Genomic DNA, 19,267 nt, shown 5'->3' on the forward strand with positions numbered 1-19,267 from the left:
AAAATATTATGTTAGACTATCAATAAGAAAACAGATGTTTTCAACTAATCAAATAAGTAACAATTTAAAATGTAATGATATGTTGAATAATACATTGTTAATTATGTTGAAAACAACATAATATTACACATATACTTTTTTATACAAACATTAGAGTATTTGGAATTGTTACTTTTAAGTAAACAATTAAGGTTGTTTTGATTAGTAAAAAAGGAACCAATTGGTTCCTTTTTAAGATAGAATTTAAAGATAGTTATATATAAATAGTGCATTAATAGAGGGTGAGTAAATGAATAATCGAAATGAAAATAACAAAGTAATAATAAATGGAAAGTGCATAGGTTGCCAAAAATGTGTTAAAATTTGTGTAAGTAAAGCACTAGAAATGCATATGAATAAAGCACAGGTGATAACTGATAATTGTATTAAGTGTGCACAATGCTTAGCTATTTGTCCTGTAGAAGCAATTACATTAAGCGGCTATAACATTAAAGAAATTGAAGAATTAGATGAATGCGAATATACAATAGATCCTCAAAAATATTTGAACTTCATTAAAAATAGAAGAAGTAAAAGAAACTTTAAAAGAAAGCTAATAGAAACAGAAAAAGTAGAAATGTTAATCGAAGTTGGTAGATATAGTCCAACAGCAGTAAATATGCAAGATGTTGGATATATAATAGTTGAAGCAGAAAAGGTCAATGAATTAGAAAAGTTAGGAATAAAAGCTAGCAAACTAATTGATGACAAAGTTAATTATGAAAGAGGCTACTTGTTTTACAATGCACCAACAGTTATAATATTGACAGCAAAAAGACAAGATAATGCAATTATAGCTTTAACAAATATAGAGAACATGGCAAACATGCTAGGACTTGGTGCAGTAGAAGTTGGTCGCTTTAATAGAATTGCAAATAATCAAGAAATTAGAAATTATTTAAATATTAAAGATGAAAATACTACTATTTATGCATCTATTGCAATTGGATATCCAGAATTTTATTTTGAAAGAAATGCATTAAGATACGAACCTAGTGTACGTTGGTTATAAAAAAAGGTGAATTAATCACCTTTTTTTTCTTTCATACTAAAATCATATAAGTTTTCTACTTCTAATACAGCATTAACAGAATTAATAACTGAATTACTTAAACTATCTCTTAATAAATTATATTCTTTAGCTAAATCAAACCACTTTTCATTAATCTTTTTTTGTTGAAGATAATTTTCAGATAATTTAACTTCATTCCATATTTTTAGGTTGTTTAAGCCCTCATAAAAATAGAATTCATTAGTTCTTCTAATAAAAGAAAAATCATTATAAAAAACAGGAGATAAATTATTATAAACATATTGTTCACTCATTAATTCCTTAGTCAAAATCAAATCAAGTTTATGAGAATCTATATTATTAATTGTTTTGTAAATATCAAAAGAAAAATTTTCAAAACCATACACAAACATATCATAGGTTAATAAATCATTTAAATAATATTGTTGAATTGCGAAATTAGCTTTATGAGCTTTAACAGCATTATTTAATGAAGTATCTTTCCAAAGAAACTTTCTATTATTAATATTGTTAGTTATAGTATACAAAACATAATCATTTCTATTAAATAATCTTAATAATTTCAGCATTAGTATAACCTCTTTCTTAAAATTTAAAATAAGTAATAATAGTGATTTTTATAAATAAAATTACTATTTCATTATAACATATTATTTTTAAGATAAAATATCATATATTTTAACAATATTATTAAATAAAAAATTGTATTGTTTAAACAAGTTAGGTAAAATAATAGTATATATTGTGGAGGTTGATCAAATGAAAGAATTAAAAAGAAGAATTTCTTTAGAAGGAATAGTTATAGAACCAAATATTTTAAAAGTAGATAGTTTTATAAATCACCAAATTGATGTAAAGCTATATGAAGAAATTGGAAAAGAAATCGCAAAAAGATATGAAGGAGTTACAGTAGATAGAATATTAACAGTTGAAGCAGGTGGAATAGCACTAGCTTGTTTTGTGTCACAGGCAATGAATTATCAACCTGTAGTATATGCAAAAAAAGATCCATCAGCTATTATAAGCAATAATGTTTATCATACAAAAGTGCATTCATTTACAAAAAATAAAGACTATAATATTAGAGTAGATAAAAGATTTATTAAAGAAAATGAAAACATACTAATTATAGATGATTTTTTAGCTAATGGAGAAGCAGGTCTAGGATTAGCTAACATAGTAGAATCTGCAAATGCTATAGTTGCTGGTTTTGGTATTGTAATTGAAAAAGGTTTTCAACCAGGAAGATCTAAATTAGAAGAAAAAGGATACAAAGTAGAATCACTTGCAATAATAGAAAGTTTCAAGGATGGCAAAGCTATAATAAAATAATAGATTGACAAACAGATAATTATACTGTAAAATAAGAAATGCTGGAGTGTGAGAAATATGCGAAATTATCTACAGATATACGATGATATACCATATTTTTTGGCACACTTATATACGGGTAACATTTGCTATGCTTAGCTTTATGTTACCCTTTTTTAATGGAGGAGGATCATTATGGAAAAAAAGTATGATGTAATTATTGTAGGTGCAGGACCAGCTGGTATCTTTGCAAGTTATGAACTATCTAAATTGAATAACAAGTTAAAAATATTGTTAATTGATAAAGGACAAGATATTTATCATCGTAACTGTCCAATACTAGACAAAAAGATTGAAAAATGTCCAGGTGGAGAAACAGTTGATGGCGGTGTTATAGGGTGTAAACCAGCTTGTTCAATAACTGCAGGATTTGGTGGTGCAGGAGCCTATAGTGATGGTAAATTTAATATTACCAGTGAATTTGGTGGATGGATGATGGATTATTTATCAAATGAACAAGTAGAAGACCTAATTAGATATGTTGATTCAATTAACTTAGAACATGGTGCTACTACTAATATTACAGATCCAATGACTTTAGAAGTTAAAGAAATAGAAAAAAAGGGTTGGGCTGTTGGCTTAAAGTTATTAAGAGCTAAAGTAAGACATTTAGGAACAGAACAAAACCTAGAAATACTTAAGAGTATTTTTGAATATTTAAAAGATAAAGTAGACTATGCATTTACTACTAAAGTAGCTGATGTAATTGTTGAAAATAAAGAAATAAAAGGAATAACGCTTGAAGATGGAAGAGAAATAAAAGCTGAATATGTAATACTAGCACCAGGACGTGATGGTTCAAAATGGATGAGTCACATTCTAAATAAACAAGGTATGTCAATGTATAACAATCAAGTTGATATAGGTGTAAGAGTAGAGTGTTCTGATATAATTATGGAAGAAATCAATGAACATTTATATGAAGGTAAATTTGTATATCACACAAGTGTAGGAACAAGTGTTAGAACATTTTGTTCAAATCCAAGTGGACATGTTGTTATAGAAAATCATACAGGAACAATGCTTGCTAATGGACATGCATATAAAGATCCTAAATTAGGTACCCATAATACTAACTTTGCATTACTTGTATCACATACATTTGATACACCATTTAATAAACCAAATGAATATGCAACAGAAGTAAGCCATTTAGCAAACATGTTATCAAATGGAAGTATAATTGTACAAAAATATGGTGATATATTAAGAGGTCGCCGTACTACAGATAAAAGACTAAAAGAAGGGTATGTTAAACCAACATTACCAGAAGCAGTTGCTGGTGATTTAGGATTAGTATTGCCTTATAATACAATGAAATCATTAATAGAAATGGTTACAGCATTAGACCATGTAACGCCTGGTATTGCAAGTGAACACACATTATTTTATGGTGTAGAAGCTAAGTTTTATTCAGCAAGACCAAAAGTAGATGAATATTTTGAGGGTGAAATAAAGAATATGTATTTTGCAGGTGATGGTGCCGGGTTAACAAGAGGACTTGCTCAAGCTGGAGCAAATGGAGTATGGATAGCCCGTGCTATAAATAAAAAAATTTCAGGAGGATTGAAATAATGACTAAAAATATTGTTGTCGTAGGTACTCAATGGGGAGACGAAGGTAAAGGAAAAATCACCGACTACCTAGGTAAAAACTCAGATGTAATTGTAAGATTTCAAGGAGGAAATAATGCAGGACACACTATTGTCTTTGATGGAAATAAGTATGCATTACACTTAATACCATCTGGTATTTTCAATAGTGAAAAAGTTAACATTATGGGAAATGGAATGGTAATTAATCCAATTGCTTTCAAAGAAGAGATTACTAAATTAGAAGAAGCAGGTGTAGTTACTAAAAATTTATTCATTTCAGACAGAGCACATGTAACATTTAATTATCACATTGAAGAAGATAGACTTCAAGAAGAAATTAAAGAAGACAATAAAGTAGGTACTACTTTTAAAGGAATTGGACCAACTTATACTGACAAGTACAATAGAATAGGAATTAGAATTTGTGATCTATTCGATAAAGAAAACTTAATCAAAAAATTATCATTTAACCTTAAACAAAAAAATATAATGTTTAAACACTATGATAAAGAACTATTTGATGCAAAAAAAGTATATGAAGAGTATAAAGAATTTATTGAATTTATTAGACCATATGTTGCAGATACTTCTGTAATGTTGGATGATTTATATCATCAAGATAAAAAAATTCTATTTGAAGGAGCACAAGGTGCTTTACTAGACGTAGAATATGGAACATACCCATTTGTAACATCTTCAACACCAACAGCAGCAGGAGTTGCAACTGGTGCTGGTTTTGGACCAAATAAAATTGAAAAAGCTTTAGGAATAGTAAAAGCATACTCAACACGTGTTGGAGAAGGAACATTTGCCTCAGAAATAGATGGTGAAATTGCTCATTACATCCGTGAAAGAGGACATGAATATGGTACTACAACAGGTAGAGCTAGAAGAATTGGTTGGTTTGATTCAGTAGTAATTAACCATACAAGAAGAGTTAGCGGTCTTACAGATTTATCTATTATGTTACTAGATGTACTATCTGGATTAGATGAAATAAAAATTTGTACTAGCTATAAATTAAATGGAGAACTAATCACACATATTCCAGCTTTAATAACAGATTATGAAAAATGTGAACCAGTATTTGAAGTTCTTCCAGGTTGGCAAGAAGATATTACAACTTGTAAATCATATGAAAATCTTCCAACTAATGCAAAAGCATATCTAAAAAGAATAGAAGAATTAACACATGTTAAAGTTTCTATAGTTTCAGTTGGACCAGATAGAACTCAAACATTATTAATCAATGATTTATGGGATTAATTAACAGCACATTAGTGCTGTTTTTTTAATAATAACTAATTAAAAAAAGCAAAAAAACAAATTGTGAATAATTTAACAATATCTAGTGTAATATGTATCTATATTATATTAGATATGATAAAATAGAAGAGTTAGGAGTGGTTTAATGAGTAAATTTGTACCGTATGCAACAAGAAAAAGACTTCCATTATATTATAAACTACTTAAAGCTTTATTAGAAAAAGGAGTAACAGATGTAACTTCAACAGAAATAGCTAAATTAGTTAAAATAGATTCAACAACAATTAGAAGAGATTTTTCATCAATCGGAAAATTAGGAAAAAAAGGAACAGGTTATCATGTCGAAACCATGTTAACAATATTTGAAGAAGAATTTGAATTAAATAAAATTGAAAAAGTAATCCTTGTTGGACTAGGACAATTAGGAAAAGCAGTAGCATCATATTTTGATGGCTTTGATAGTGTATCTATGGTAACTCAAATTTATGATACAGATCCTACTATTATAGGAACAGAGTATATGAACATAGAAATTTTAGATTATTTAAATATAGAAAACACTCTTGATAAGGATGCCACAATTGCAGTGTTAACCGTACCAGGTGATAGTGCACAAGACATTTTAGATAATTTAGTAAGTCTTGGAATAAAAGGCTTTGTCAATTTCTCAGGTAAAAAAGTATTCTGTGAAAAAGATAATGTTTTAATTACTGATATAGATATAGCACAAGTTGTTCAATCATTGGTATATGACTTAAGAAGTGAATATTAAACATAAAGTATTAATAAAATTGACAACTTTTAGTCAAAAATTAGAGTTGCAAGTAATACTCTAAAATGATATAATTATCTAGTAAATATTACTTACCATTATCAATAAAACCAATTAATTTACAAATTAAGAATGATAATGGCGGAAGGAGAAACTTATAATGCAAAAAGATATTCAACCAAAATACAACAGAGTAACTGTAACTTGTACTACATGTGGTAACACATTTGAAAGTGGATCTGTTAAAGATGAAATTAAAGTAGATACTTGTAGTCAATGTCACCCATTCTATACAGGAAGACAAAGATTTGCTAGTGCAGCTGGACGTATTGAAAAATTCAAACAAAAATACAACAAAACAGAAGAAAAATAATATTTTCTTAAATAAAGAACAGCCATTTTATTGGCTGTTTTTTTTGACTAAAAAAATCGTTTGAAAAAGAAACGATAAATATATAAACGTAAAAGTATTACAATAGTTATACTTAATTTCCACAAAATGTAACAATAATCACATTTACTATTCTTTAAAAACAAAAAAAATTTATAATAATCGCTCATCTATTCATTTTATACACATTTTATACACATTAACTATATGATTACACAAAAAAAACAAAAAGGTGCTACATATCACCATATACTTGTTTTTAATTCTTATTTCGTAAAAACTATAAGTGTACTTTATACAAATAGCAAAATTGATTATAGACTCCAAAATCATATGCTTTGTGATTTCAACTATTTAATTGGTATTATAGTGTCACAAAACAAAAAATGGAGGAATAGAAAAATGAATAATAGTCAAAAATTAAAGACATTATTATTAGCTGCTGCCCTAGGGCTTGGTACAACAACAGGAATAGTATCGAATACTACAACTGTAAATGCCATAGAAAATGCAGTTGAATGTAAAGCAACATCAAATAACGTAATTAAACTTTGTTCAGGTGAAACAACAATGATGAAAGGAGATAAAACTACATTAACATTTGATTCTTACAGTACTGTAAAAACCGGCACTGTCCCAAATCAAAAAACTTATAACTATGTAAAAACCGAATTTTCAATAGAAAGTGGTTCTAAAAAAATTAGTTTAGGTGAAACTACCTCAGTAGATAGAAAAACATCTATAACAATCAATGGTATAGATGTTGGAACAGCTAAAATTAAAGCAAAAAGCACATTTTCTAGAGGATCTGGTTCGAGCGTAACAAATATATCTAGAGAAAAAGAAGTTTCAATAGAGGTAGTAGAAAAAATTACTCCTAGTCAGTTTGAAAATAGTATTCAAGGTATTACTTTAGAAAGAGATCAAGAGGTTGATCTTGGAGATAAAGCAACATTTATATATACATTTAAATTAAATGGTAACTTACATAGAGTTAAAAATAAGGCAATAGAGTCTTTTATAAAAAATGAAATGAATGATCACATTCAATTAAAAGCTATGTCAATTTCAAATCATGCTGGTAATAATAGTGAAACTATTCTAGTTGGAGATTACTTAGATTTATCAACAGTCCAACTATCAGATTTTAGTTTTAACAATCACAATAGTCCTTTAGATCCTGAACATGATCATGATAGACATTTTAACGAAGTATCATTTAAAATTAAAGCTAAAACAAAAAAAGCAACATCTGAAAATGGAATCAATATCATAGGACTATATGATAGTGAAGGAATTATAGATGAAGAAGAATTAACAGAAGGTGAAAATTATCATCGCAAACCTGTAAATTTAGAAAGTCGTCCTGTTAACTTAGTTATTAAAGATTGGGCACCAGAATTAATGATATTTAATCGTGCAACAGGTCAGGATAAACATTTAAAAGGTTATGTCAATGATGTTAAAGCATTAAGATTTAATGTTAAAGTTTCTGGAAAAGAATATAAAAAACATCCAGATATCGCAAATGCTATAGCTAGTAGAATTTCATTCAAAGGTGAAGATGATTATGTAAATTTAGTAAAAGATTCATGTGTTATTTGGAGCAATAATGCTGGTGTTGATGAAGAAATGAAAAATCATAAACCACATAATCCTAATAAAAATGGAAATTATGAATTTATCTTAGAATGTAAAATTAAAGTTGAGAAATATAATGCAACTAGAACAAAAGACTTTAAAATTAAATATAATAATGAAAAACAAAAAGATAAATATGTAGACTTTAATCTTGAAACATTTAAACTACAATTAGAATCATCAACTGATAGAGAACAACTTACTTTAGTTAATAATACAACAACAACTGCATCACAAATTTATACAATGTTTGCTAATTATGGAGCTTTAAGTGGAGAATCTAAAAAGATTGATATCAAAGTAGCTAATGAAGATATTGCTACAGTAACTCAAGAGGCATCTAGAGTTGCAAACTATGGTAGTGAAAACTTTGTATTTACAGGCTTAAAAGCAGGTACTACAAATGTAACATTTACATTAAGTGATTTACATACTAATAAAAACAATCCTAATAGAACTGTTTCTAAAACAGTAGAGATTATTGTAAATCCTGCAGCAACAACACCAGGTGGTGGAAATAATGGTGGCGATAATAATACGGGAAATAACAACAACACAGGTAACAATAATAACAATGGAAGTAGCACTACAGATAAGTGTACTGTTGTAAGAAGAGATTCTAGAAATAGAATTACATATAGAAAAACGTGTTTCAAAAATGGAAATACACAAACTATAACAAGATATACTTATAAAGGAAATACTACAAATATTAATACTTTATCAGTAGAACACTATAGTCATACAAGAAATAATAGAAGAATAGAAAGAAAAGTATATTCAAACTATTTAAATAATTCAACTTGGAGAACTAGACAAACTACAGTATTCTCAGATAATAATACTAATAGAAGAACTTCATTAAGAACAACAACTAGACATAATAATAAGAAAACAAAAACTAATGTTTTTAGAACTTATTTTGCAAATGGAAAAGTTAAAACACATGAAAACAACGCCTTTAACTCTAAAGGTCATAGAACAGCAAGAAGAATGGATCAATTCTTTAGTAATGGTGTAAGAAGAGATTCAAAAGTATGGTCAAGCTATAAAAATGGTAAACACACAAAAAGAGTTATTACAAGAAGGAGTAATAAGAATAGATTACTTAGAAAAGAAGTAGCTACTTTTAATACACGTGGTCAGTTTACAAGAAAAGTAGATTATAGATATAATTCAAGAGGACAACTTAGAACAAATTCTAATGGTAAAGCTTGGAGAACTGTAACAACTTATAGAAATGGCAGATCTAATAGAACTACAAGAAGAGACTATAGAGCAAACGGTAAAATAGCTTAGTATTAGTTTTAAAAAAGTATGCTGAAAAGCATACTTTTTGTACGTATTGACAACAAAATTTTAATACTAAATTAACATCTTAAAAACAATTTAATATTTATACATAATATGAACAAAAAATATATTTAATATCTATAAAGGGTTGATAATCCTTTATTTAAGGGGTTATGTATATGGAATAGATATTAATAATAAGCAAGATAACATGGGTTATTTACTTGTTGTGAAATTGTATTTTTAGTGTAGTCAAATTATTTTAAATATTATTAGTATATTGTTAAAATGTAATTATCAAAAAATTAAAAATAAAAAATGGAGGAAAAGAAATGGAAACAAGTAAAAAGATAAGGACCCTGCTGTTAGCAGCAGCAATTGGTCTAACAGGTTATACCCAGACTGTAGAAATGAATAATATTAATGCACAAGAGGCTGAGCTTACAACATGTAAGGTTAGTCAGAAGACACCAATTGAAGTTTGTAGTAAAGATGAAAACTTACTAGTAAAAGAAACTGGAAAAGCTCAAATTAAATTTAATGATGAATACAAGAAAAATGATAAAGAATATAAATTACAAAAAGATAAAATTAAATTTGAAATTATTCAGGACGAAGGAGTAATCAAATTAAATGATAACATTGAAGAAGATGATATTTTTAGTTCTAATATTTATAAAAATATAAGTTATACAGGTTTAAAATCAGGTACTGCAAAAATAAAAGCAAGTGCTACTTATAAAAGTAAATATAATGAAAAAATAGAAAAAACAGTTGATTTTGAAGTAAAAGTCTCAAGCAAAGATGGTATTCCTAAATTAAAAGGGTTTAGGGCTGGAACTTTAAATGAAACAAAAGATAGTATTAAAATTAAAGGTTACAAAGGTGACAAAGTAGATTTTTCAGTAGTTGCAACTTTGAAAAATAGTGATTATAAAGAACATAATATTAATAAAATTATAGAAAATCTTGAATTTACAAAAGGTAGCGATTATGTAAGTGCTGTTTGTAAAATAAGTGAAAGTAATTCAAGTGTAGAAGATTATTATTATCCTGGAGATGGAGTAAAAGTACAAATAGATTGTGAAGCGACAATACTAAAAAATAGTGATCATAAACAAGAAATAGAATTTAGTTTTAATCCAGATAGTGAATCTGCTTTAGCAAATCCAGGTGGTAATGAAGATTGCAAGAAAATGCAGATACCTGGTAAAGCCGATATTTATAAATTAGCTATTTTAGCTCCTAATAGAATACAAATGCATATACCAGCTGCCAAAACAACAGCTAACGAAAATGTGAAATTAGGTTTAGATTATGGAATGCTTGAAGAGAAAAAAGCTACTATTGATATCCAAAATAAAACAATTGCAACAATAGCTGTAAATGGTACTGCTGCTAGAGTAATTAATCCAGGTACTGAAAGCTTTGATGTAAATGCATTAAAAGCAGGAACTACTTCAATTAATGTTGAATTAGAAGATTTAACTCATGGAAATGCTGAAAAGAATAAAGATAATGAAAATCGTAAAACTACTGCAGTAATCGAAGTAGTTGTAACCCAACAAGCAGTTGTAACTCCTGCACCTACAGATACTTGTTCAGTAACAAGAAAAGATTCTTTAGGAAGAATTACATATCGAAAAATATGCTTTAGAAATGGTAATACGGAAAGAATTACTAAATTTACTTATAAAGGAAATTCAAAAAATTATAATACATTAACTGTAGAACAATATAGTCATGCAAAGAATAATAGAATATTAACAAGAACAGTTTATTCAAATTATTTAAATAACTCAACTTGGAGAAAAAGAGTAGTTACTAGATTTAATGATAATAATGGTAACAAAAGACATGCACAAGATATAACTTTAAGACATAATAACAAAAGAACTAGAGAAAATGTACATAGAAGATATTTTGGAAATGGAAAAGTAAGACATTATGATTTACATCGTTACAATAGTAAAGGTGTTAGAACTGCAAGAAGATCAAATCAATACTTTAGTAATGGAGTATTAAGAGATTCAAAATTATGGTCTAACTTTAGTAATGGTAAACACAAAAGACGTGTCTTTGTAAGAAGAGATGAAACTAATAGAATAATGAGAAGAGAAGTAGCTACTTTTAATAATAGAGGTCAAATGTTAAGAAAAGTAGAGCACCGTTATAATAAAAATGGTAAATTAAGAGGTGGAAGAGGTCTAAGAGCTTGGAGAGTAGTTCAAACTTATAGAAATGGAAAAATCTTTAGAACTGTCAGAAAAGATTATAATGCTGCCGGAAAATTAGTATAATACTTAAAAACAAGAACTAAAAAGGTTCTTGTTTTTTTTATAGGTTGAATTATCGAAATAAACATTAATATGATATAATAAAATCATTAAATTAAGAAAACGAGATGAAATAAATGAAAAATAAAATAGGTAATATTGAAGTAGTTGCAGGTTGTATGTTTGCAGGTAAAACAGAAGAATTGATTAGACATGCACATACACTTTCAAGAACAAATCATCAATATTGTGTAATTAAACCTAAAATAGATAATCGTTATGGAAAAGAGAAAGTCGTATCACATAATGGGAATTTTGTAAAAGCAATAGAAATATCAAAAGCAATCGACATACTTACATGTATAAATGAAAAGACAAAAGCTGTCTTAATAGATGAAGCTCAATTTTTTGATGATCAATTAGAACAAGTAGTTACATATTTAATAAATCAAGGAATTGATGTTGTTGCAGTAGGTTTAGATATGGATTTTAGAGCAGAACCATTTCCTGTAATGTCAAGATTACTAGCAAGAGCAAACAAAGTTAATAAAATTACTTCTTATTGTGCTGTTTGTAATGAACCAGCAACTAGAACACAAAGATTAATAGATGGTAAGCCAGCAAGTTATAATGATCCAATTGTCTTAATAGGAGCACAAGAAAGCTATGAACCACGATGCTCAATTCATCATGAAGTTGCTGATTACCCAAAATTATTTGAAGGAGAAACAAAAAATGAAATACAATAATAAATTATTTGATACGCATGTACATATAAATACTAAACCATTTATTGATGATATTGAAAATGTTATGAAACAAGCAAAAGAACAAAATGTAGAAAAAATGTTATGTATCGGTTTTGATATGGAATCTAGCTTAAAAGCAATTGACTTAGCGTATAGATATCCTGAAAGAGTCTATGCAGCAATAGGACTACATCCAACAGAAGTAAATGATATAAGCCAAGATGATATGGATAGATTTGAGAATATGTTACATGAACCTTGTGTTGTTGCTCTTGGAGAAATTGGCTTAGACTACCATTGGGATACAGTTAAACCAAACATTCAAAAAGAATACTTTATTAAGCAAATCAGATTAGCAAAAAAAGTAAATCTACCAATAATAATACATAGTAGAGATGCTATTCAAGATACTTTTGATATACTAAAAGCTGAAGATATAAAAAGTATTGGTGGTATTATGCATTCATATTCAGGAAGCTTAGAAATGGCTAAAGAATTTATTAAATTAAACATGTTAATCTCATTATCTGGTGTAGTAACATTTAAAAATGCTAAATCAACTAAAATGGTTGCACAAAATATTCCACTAGACAAATTACTAATAGAAACTGACTGTCCATATTTAACACCAGTTCCATATAGAGGACAAACCAACTATCCTTGGTATGTTAAATATGTTGCTCAAGAAATTGCTGATATTAAAGAAATAAGTTATGAAGAAGTATGTAATACAACATTTAAAAATGCTTTAAAAATTTTTAAAATAGAAGAAGTGTAGACAAAAACAGTCTACATTTTTTTGTTAGTACTAACTTATATGTCATGAATGTTGTTTAATAAATAAAAAAATGCTGTTAAAAGTACTATAATTATTGCACTTAATATGTTGTCTAAATTAAATATGTTATAATTAAGTCAATTGATAAACTAAGGAGATTTAATATGAAGAAAATATTGAAAAGAGGATTACTAATAGGATTTATAGCTTGTACAAGTTTGTTGTCAAGGCAGGATGTTAATGCCTCTTCAGCCCAAATACTACAAATGCCTGCTGTCGATAGAACTTGTAATGTTCATTCTACATCAGCTTTAACTAATGCTATTACATATATAAATAGTATGTATCATCGAGATGCACCAATTATTTCTGAGACATCTAATGCTTATAAAATAATGGTTGCTGGAGTAGAAGGTTGGATAGGCAAATCGACTGCTTGTGGGAAAAATGCAGTAAGAAAAACAACTGCAAATATTGGGAATCAAAACAGAACAGTTGGTGGAAATACAAATAACATGGCTGGTTTGAATGTATCAAGATATCAATCAAGAAGCAATAAACTATATTATAGTGCAATGTATGGATCTTCTAATACTGCATATTATTTAGGCTACACAGATTTACCATCTGGATTAAGTAATAATAGAGTATATTACTCATATGATGGAATATATTATTATACAAATTATAATACAATGTTAACTGATTATCGTAATAATAGAAGAAGTAATGCTACTAATAGAAATAATCCATATTTTGATTATTATTCATATTTACCAATAAGAACACAGACAAAAATTACAGGAGCAGCAATGGATAGAAGATTATTAAATCTAGTGCCAACAGCTGGAAATTCATTTAAACAAACATCAACCTTTAAAAGATGTGGTCAAAGTTCATTTACAAACACTTATAATGGTTTTGTATCAAATATTTATAAAAGAGGAACTAATTTTGTAAGTAATCAAAGAACATATAATGTTAATGCTGGTGCTTTATATGGTATTACAATAAACGAATCTAATTATGGACGTTCAAATCTATCAAGACACTACAATAATCCATTTGGATGGGGAGCAGTAGATAGTTGTCCTAATAATGCTACAAGATATTCAAATATGTCATCAGCAATTTTACAATACTATAAAAATTTAAATAGTGGATATGCTAATCCAGTTTCTACATTAGGAGAAAATGGTACAAGTTTAGGAAATAAAGCTTCAGGAATGGGTGTCAAATACGCTTCTGATTCTAATTGGGGCTATAAAAATGCCTTTAATTATCGAAGACTAGATGAAGTGTCTGGAAATGTTGATAAAAATCAATACCGTATTGGAATACTTAAACCAGCTAATGGAACAGTAGGTATATCTGGAACAGGGCGTATAAATGTTTATCGTAATGCTAGCACTTCAGCTAATGTTGCTTATTATTATACTAGATATAATGCCTCAGTTACGATTTTAGGAACAACTGGTAATTTCTATAGAATACAAAATGATTCAACTACTAATGGTGGATCACTATACATTCCAATTGCAAATGTTCATGTTGCTAACACAGCAGTTAATACAGCATCTTCAACATTAAATATTCAACAAGCTAGTGGAAAGTATTATGCTTGGGGTATGAACAATCATGGACAACTTGGAAATGGTAATTATTCTACAGTACAACAAGCTAATAGAGTCGATTTAGCAACAAGGATACCAAAAAATGAAGTAATCACAAGAGTAATTAAAAACGGTACAAATAATATTTATATTTTGACTAGATCAGGTAATGTATATGCTTCTGGAAGAAATAATTATGGACAACGAGGAACTAATTCTCGAGCAACTTCTTTTAATAAAATAAATACCCTTAATTTTAGAGTTTCACATATCTCAATTGGCAGAGCTGATAGATTAACTATGACAGTAAGAAATGGTAAAAGAGAACTATTATACATTGGAAGAAATACTCCAAATGGATCAACAAATAAATTTAATCGTACAACAAATAAAATTACATATTTAAAAAGAAGAGCAAATGGAAGTACACAACAAATAAGATATTATTCATTTGCAGCAAGAAAAACAAGTAGAAGATTTGATTATGATACTAGGGGTAGAAGAACAAGATATTCATTGTACACATATCGTTCAAATAGAAACCTTTCAAAAGCAGAGCATCGTTATTATAATGTAAGTAATTCAAGAATTAGAAGAAAAGATATTAGAAATTATAATTCAAGAGGAGTTATTACTAAAAAAACAATGTACTATTATGTTAATGGAAGATTGAGATCAACAAGCAAAAATAGAGCAAGAAGATTTATAACAACATATAATAATAGAGGGAAAGCAACAAGAACAACTGTTAGAACTTATAATACAAAAGGTAAACTTGGAGCTTCAACAAGAACAAATATAAGATAGTACTAAAGTAGAATGTTACTAACATTCTACTTTATACATTTAGAAAGAAGCGGTAATATGAAAAGACATGAACAAAAAATAGAAGATACTTGGAATTTAAAAATGATGTATGATCCATCTAATTTAGATGCAGATATTAAAGAGTGTAATAAAATAGTAGAAGAAATAAAAAAATATAATAGTCTTACATTCACAAAGAATGAAATAATTGATGCACTTAACTTATATTATAAATTAATGATAAAAATTGAAAATATTTATGTATATTTTTCTCATCAACAAGATAGTGATTTCTCAAATGATAAATATGTATCAATTCTTAATAAAGTTAAAGGTGAATACAATAATATGTCAATTGAGGTTTCCTTTTTGATGCCAAAAATAGCTAATGTAGACAATAGTATTTTAGAATCTATTATCAATGATTCAAAACTAAAAGAATATCATCAAACTATTGTGAAAGTAATTAATAATAAAAAACGTTATTTAAGTGGAGCTGAAGAAAGAATAATATCAACTTATGGACTAAATTCTAATGCTGCCTACCAATTATATTCAGCATTTACCAACTCGGATTTAAAGTTTGAAAACATCTTTGATAGTAACAATAATCAACACGAAATGAGTGAAGGAAGTTATTCAACTTATATTCGTTCTAGTGATAGAGTCTTAAGAAAAAATGCTTATAATAATTTATTTGATACTTATGGAAAATATAATCAAACATTAGCAACTAACTATATTAGTGAGATGAAACAAGATTTAATATCAATGAAAACTAGAAATTATGCATCTACATTACAACAAGCCTTAGAACCAAATGAAATACCTGAATATGTCTATCATAATTTATTAAATAGTGTTGAAAATAACATAAAAGCAAACCATGATTATTTAAACCTAAGAAAAAAAGAAATGAAATTAAAAGAGTTACATTTATATGATATATATACAAGCATGGTTGATGAAGTTGATAAAAAAGTAGAATATCATGATGCTAAAGAAATTGTCAAAGAAGCTTTAAGCATTTTCCCAAACAATTATACTAAAGTGTTGAATGAAGCCTTAGAAAATCGTTGGATTGATGTTTATGAAAATGAAGGTAAAAGAAGTGGTGCATACTCTGGTGGCTCTTATACTAGTGTTCCTTATATGCTTTTAAACTACCACAATGAATTAAATGATGTATTCACTTTAGCGCATGAACTTGGCCACTCTATGCATTCATATTTTGCAAATAACAATAATCCATATCAAGATGCAAACTACAAAATATTTATTGCAGAAGTAGCAAGTACAGTTAATGAATTGATACTTATTAATCATTTATTAGAAAAAGAAGATGATAGTAAAATTAGAAAATATTTGTACAACTATTTACTTGAACAATTTAGAACTACTTTAGTTAGACAAACAATGTTTGCTAGATTTGAATTAGAATCACATAAACTAGTTGAAAAAAATGAAGAAATCTCAAATGAAGTATTAAATAATCTATATTATGATATTAATAAATTATACTTTGGAAAAGATATAATATTAGATGAAAACATTAAATATGAATGGTCAAGAATTCCACATTTTTACTATGATTACTATGTCTATCAATATGCGACTTCTTTTAGTATTTCATTAAATATTGTCGATAGAATTTTGAATAATGAAAAAGGTATTATCGATAAATATATTAAGTTCTTATCTCTTGGTGATTCTGTTTATCCTATAGATGCTCTTAAAGAAATAGATATTGATTTATCAACTAGTAAAGTATTTGATAGTGCAATGAAAAAATATGCAGATACTATATTAAAATTCGAGTTAGAAAACTAATGATTAATAGTATAGAAAAGAAAGCTTATGATATCGGTTTTGATATTATAGGCTTTTCACATGTAATAAAAGAAGATGAATATTTAAAAAGAGTATTAGAAAAGAAAGAAAAGATGACTTTATATCCAAGAAAAGAAGAGGATATTAATAAATATATTGATACAGAGCAATATTTAAACAAATGCAAAACAATTATTTCTGTAGGTATATGTTATAATACAAAGCGTAAACCAATAGTAAAAAATAGTATTACATACTCAAAATCATCATTTGGTGAAGATTATCATTTAGTACTTTCAAAAAAAATAGAACAGTTAATAAGTTATTTAAAATCAAATATTGATGGTTTAGAAGTTTATTACAGTATTGATACTAGCAATTTAGATGATCGCTATTTTGCTCATTTAGCTGGAAATGGCTTTTATGGTAAAAATAGTATGATTATTAATAACAAGTATGGCTCAATGGTATTTTATGGAACAATCCTTTTAAACCACAAACTTACATTTAAGCAGCCCTTATTAATTCAAGATGGTTGTTTTGAATGTCATAAATGTGAATCTACTTGTCCTACTAAAAGCCTAAATAATTATATTTTAAATTATCAAACTTGCCTTTCTTATCTAACACAAAGCAAAACATTAATTAGTTCAAAACTAATAAAAAATAATGTTTATGGTTGTGATATTTGTAATGATGTTTGTCCTTATAATACAAATTATGATAATAGAGAATATTTTGAAGATGAACAATACTATGATGTCAAAGATTTTATAGCTCTTACTAATAATGATTATAATAAATTATTTAAAAGTAAAAGTTTAGGTTGGTTAAACAAAAATATTATCAAAAAGAATGCAATACTAAGCTTAAATAATATCAAACGTGATAAAAAAAGTTTAATTATTGAAAGAGATGAATTAATAAAAAAGAAAGGTTCTTCTCTATTAATAGATGCATATAATTATATATTAGAAAGAAGCGATGAAAATGAATTATAGCTTGCACAACCATACTTATAGATGTAAGCATGCCATAGGAAGCGAAAAAGAAATGTTAGAAGAAGGATATAAACAAGGCTTTCAAGTATTTGGAATAAGTGATCATATTGCATATCCTACAAAAGAAACAAAGTATAGAATGGAATATGAAGAACGAATTCCTTATCTAGAGAATTTAAAACAACTAAAAAATGAATATAAAGATAAAATTAATTTTTATAGAGGATATGAAGTAGAATATCAAAGTGACTATGATGATTACTTAAAAAGTTTATTTATCAATGATCAAGTTGATTATTTAGTCTTAGGACAACATTATTACAATATACATAAACCAGCTAGTTACTATGGTGGGTTAGTTTCAACTAAAGAAATCAAAAACTATGTAGATCATTGTATACAAGCAATGAAAACAGGGTATTTTTTATTTTTAGCTCATCCTGACTTATTCTTAAATAATGGACTATCATTTGATGAAAATGCTTTAGTTCAAAGTAAAAGACTAATTCAAGCAGCAATAGAAAATGATGTTTATTTAGAATATAATGCTGGAGGAATTAGAAATGGTATTAGAGATGGAATTGATGCAACTAGTGTTAGCTATCCAAGAAATGATTTCTGGTATTTAGTAGCTAAATCAAAAGCTAAAGTTGTAGTTAATCCTGATGCTCATTCACCTGAGCAAATAACTGATGTTGCTTATCAAAAAGCTAAATTAAATGCTATGACTTTGAAATTGAATGTAGTAAATGAAATCGATTTTGAAAAATATGAAAAAAGAATAAACAATATAATCAAATAAAAAAAGCCGC

15 protein-coding genes are annotated in these 19,267 nt (G+C 27.3%); 14 read left to right on the plus strand and 1 reads right to left on the minus strand.

The window, feature by feature from the left end; genetic code table 4:
- Positions 1 to 289: 289 nt before the first annotated feature.
- On the plus strand, positions 290 to 1,051 hold the full coding sequence (locus ACD762_RS03435) for a nitroreductase family protein (RefSeq protein WP_423364463.1): 762 nt from the start codon (positions 290 to 292) through the stop codon (positions 1,049 to 1,051).
- Between the two features lie 11 nt (positions 1,052 to 1,062).
- On the opposite strand, the gene ACD762_RS03440 is transcribed toward ACD762_RS03435, so the two are convergent.
- Positions 1,063 to 1,641 carry a hypothetical protein gene (locus ACD762_RS03440; RefSeq protein ID WP_423364464.1) on the minus strand — a complete coding sequence of 193 codons (579 nt, stop codon included), beginning with the start codon at positions 1,639 to 1,641 and terminating at the stop codon, positions 1,063 to 1,065.
- A gap of 190 nt (positions 1,642 to 1,831) precedes the next feature.
- Between ACD762_RS03440 and ACD762_RS03445 the strand changes: the two genes are divergently transcribed.
- The 13 genes from ACD762_RS03445 to ACD762_RS03505 all read left to right on the plus strand — a co-directional run bounded on the left by ACD762_RS03445 (position 1,832) and on the right by ACD762_RS03505 (position 19,257).
- A complete protein-coding gene (locus tag ACD762_RS03445) occupies positions 1,832 to 2,404 on the plus strand; it encodes a xanthine phosphoribosyltransferase (RefSeq protein ID WP_423364465.1) in 573 nt (190 codons plus the stop codon).
- A 174-nt stretch (positions 2,405 to 2,578) separates the two neighbouring features.
- Complete coding sequence (locus ACD762_RS03450) at positions 2,579 to 4,018, plus strand: NAD(P)/FAD-dependent oxidoreductase (RefSeq protein WP_423364466.1); 1,440 nt, start codon at positions 2,579 to 2,581, stop codon at positions 4,016 to 4,018.
- Positions 4,018 to 5,304, plus strand: coding sequence for an adenylosuccinate synthase (locus ACD762_RS03455; RefSeq protein ID WP_423364467.1), 1,287 nt, complete (start codon positions 4,018 to 4,020; stop codon positions 5,302 to 5,304). The genes ACD762_RS03450 and ACD762_RS03455 overlap by 1 nt, the downstream gene beginning before the upstream one ends.
- 145 nt (positions 5,305 to 5,449) lie before the next feature.
- Positions 5,450 to 6,076, plus strand: coding sequence for a redox-sensing transcriptional repressor Rex (locus ACD762_RS03460; RefSeq protein ID WP_423364468.1), 627 nt, complete (start codon positions 5,450 to 5,452; stop codon positions 6,074 to 6,076).
- Positions 6,077 to 6,236: 160 nt separating this feature from the next.
- Positions 6,237 to 6,449: a 50S ribosomal protein L31 gene (gene rpmE, locus ACD762_RS03465; protein ID WP_423364469.1), complete on the plus strand. Its 213-nt coding sequence runs from the start codon at positions 6,237 to 6,239 to the stop codon at positions 6,447 to 6,449.
- 420 nt (positions 6,450 to 6,869) lie between these two features.
- Complete coding sequence (locus tag ACD762_RS03470) at positions 6,870 to 9,407, plus strand: hypothetical protein (protein ID WP_423364470.1); 2,538 nt, start codon at positions 6,870 to 6,872, stop codon at positions 9,405 to 9,407.
- Positions 9,408 to 9,733: 326 nt separating this feature from the next.
- The gene (locus ACD762_RS03475; RefSeq protein ID WP_423364471.1) at positions 9,734 to 11,701 is read left to right on the plus strand and encodes a hypothetical protein; all 1,968 of its coding nucleotides are present in this window, start codon (positions 9,734 to 9,736) and stop codon (positions 11,699 to 11,701) included.
- Positions 11,702 to 11,814: 113 nt separating this feature from the next.
- Positions 11,815 to 12,426, plus strand: coding sequence for a thymidine kinase (locus tag ACD762_RS03480; protein WP_423364472.1), 612 nt, complete (start codon positions 11,815 to 11,817; stop codon positions 12,424 to 12,426).
- The gene (locus ACD762_RS03485; protein WP_423364473.1) at positions 12,413 to 13,204 is read left to right on the plus strand and encodes a TatD family hydrolase; all 792 of its coding nucleotides are present in this window, start codon (positions 12,413 to 12,415) and stop codon (positions 13,202 to 13,204) included. The genes ACD762_RS03480 and ACD762_RS03485 overlap by 14 nt, the downstream gene beginning before the upstream one ends.
- Before the next feature lie 164 nt (positions 13,205 to 13,368).
- The gene (locus ACD762_RS03490) at positions 13,369 to 15,624 is read left to right on the plus strand and encodes a glucosaminidase domain-containing protein (protein WP_423364474.1); all 2,256 of its coding nucleotides are present in this window, start codon (positions 13,369 to 13,371) and stop codon (positions 15,622 to 15,624) included.
- 57 nt (positions 15,625 to 15,681) lie between these two features.
- Positions 15,682 to 17,454: an oligoendopeptidase F gene (gene pepF, locus ACD762_RS03495; protein WP_423364475.1), complete on the plus strand. Its 1,773-nt coding sequence runs from the start codon at positions 15,682 to 15,684 to the stop codon at positions 17,452 to 17,454.
- Positions 17,454 to 18,455: an epoxyqueuosine reductase gene (locus tag ACD762_RS03500; protein WP_423364476.1), complete on the plus strand. Its 1,002-nt coding sequence runs from the start codon at positions 17,454 to 17,456 to the stop codon at positions 18,453 to 18,455. Before pepF ends, ACD762_RS03500 begins: the two co-directional genes overlap by 1 nt.
- Positions 18,445 to 19,257, plus strand: coding sequence for a PHP domain-containing protein (locus tag ACD762_RS03505; RefSeq protein ID WP_423364477.1), 813 nt, complete (start codon positions 18,445 to 18,447; stop codon positions 19,255 to 19,257). The genes ACD762_RS03500 and ACD762_RS03505 overlap by 11 nt, the downstream gene beginning before the upstream one ends.
- Positions 19,258 to 19,267: the final 10 nt, after the last annotated feature.

The organism is Mycoplasma sp. P36-A1, assembly GCF_049478495.1.
Lineage (GTDB): Bacteria > Bacillota_I > Bacilli_A > JAJDGJ01 > JAJDGJ01 > P36-A1.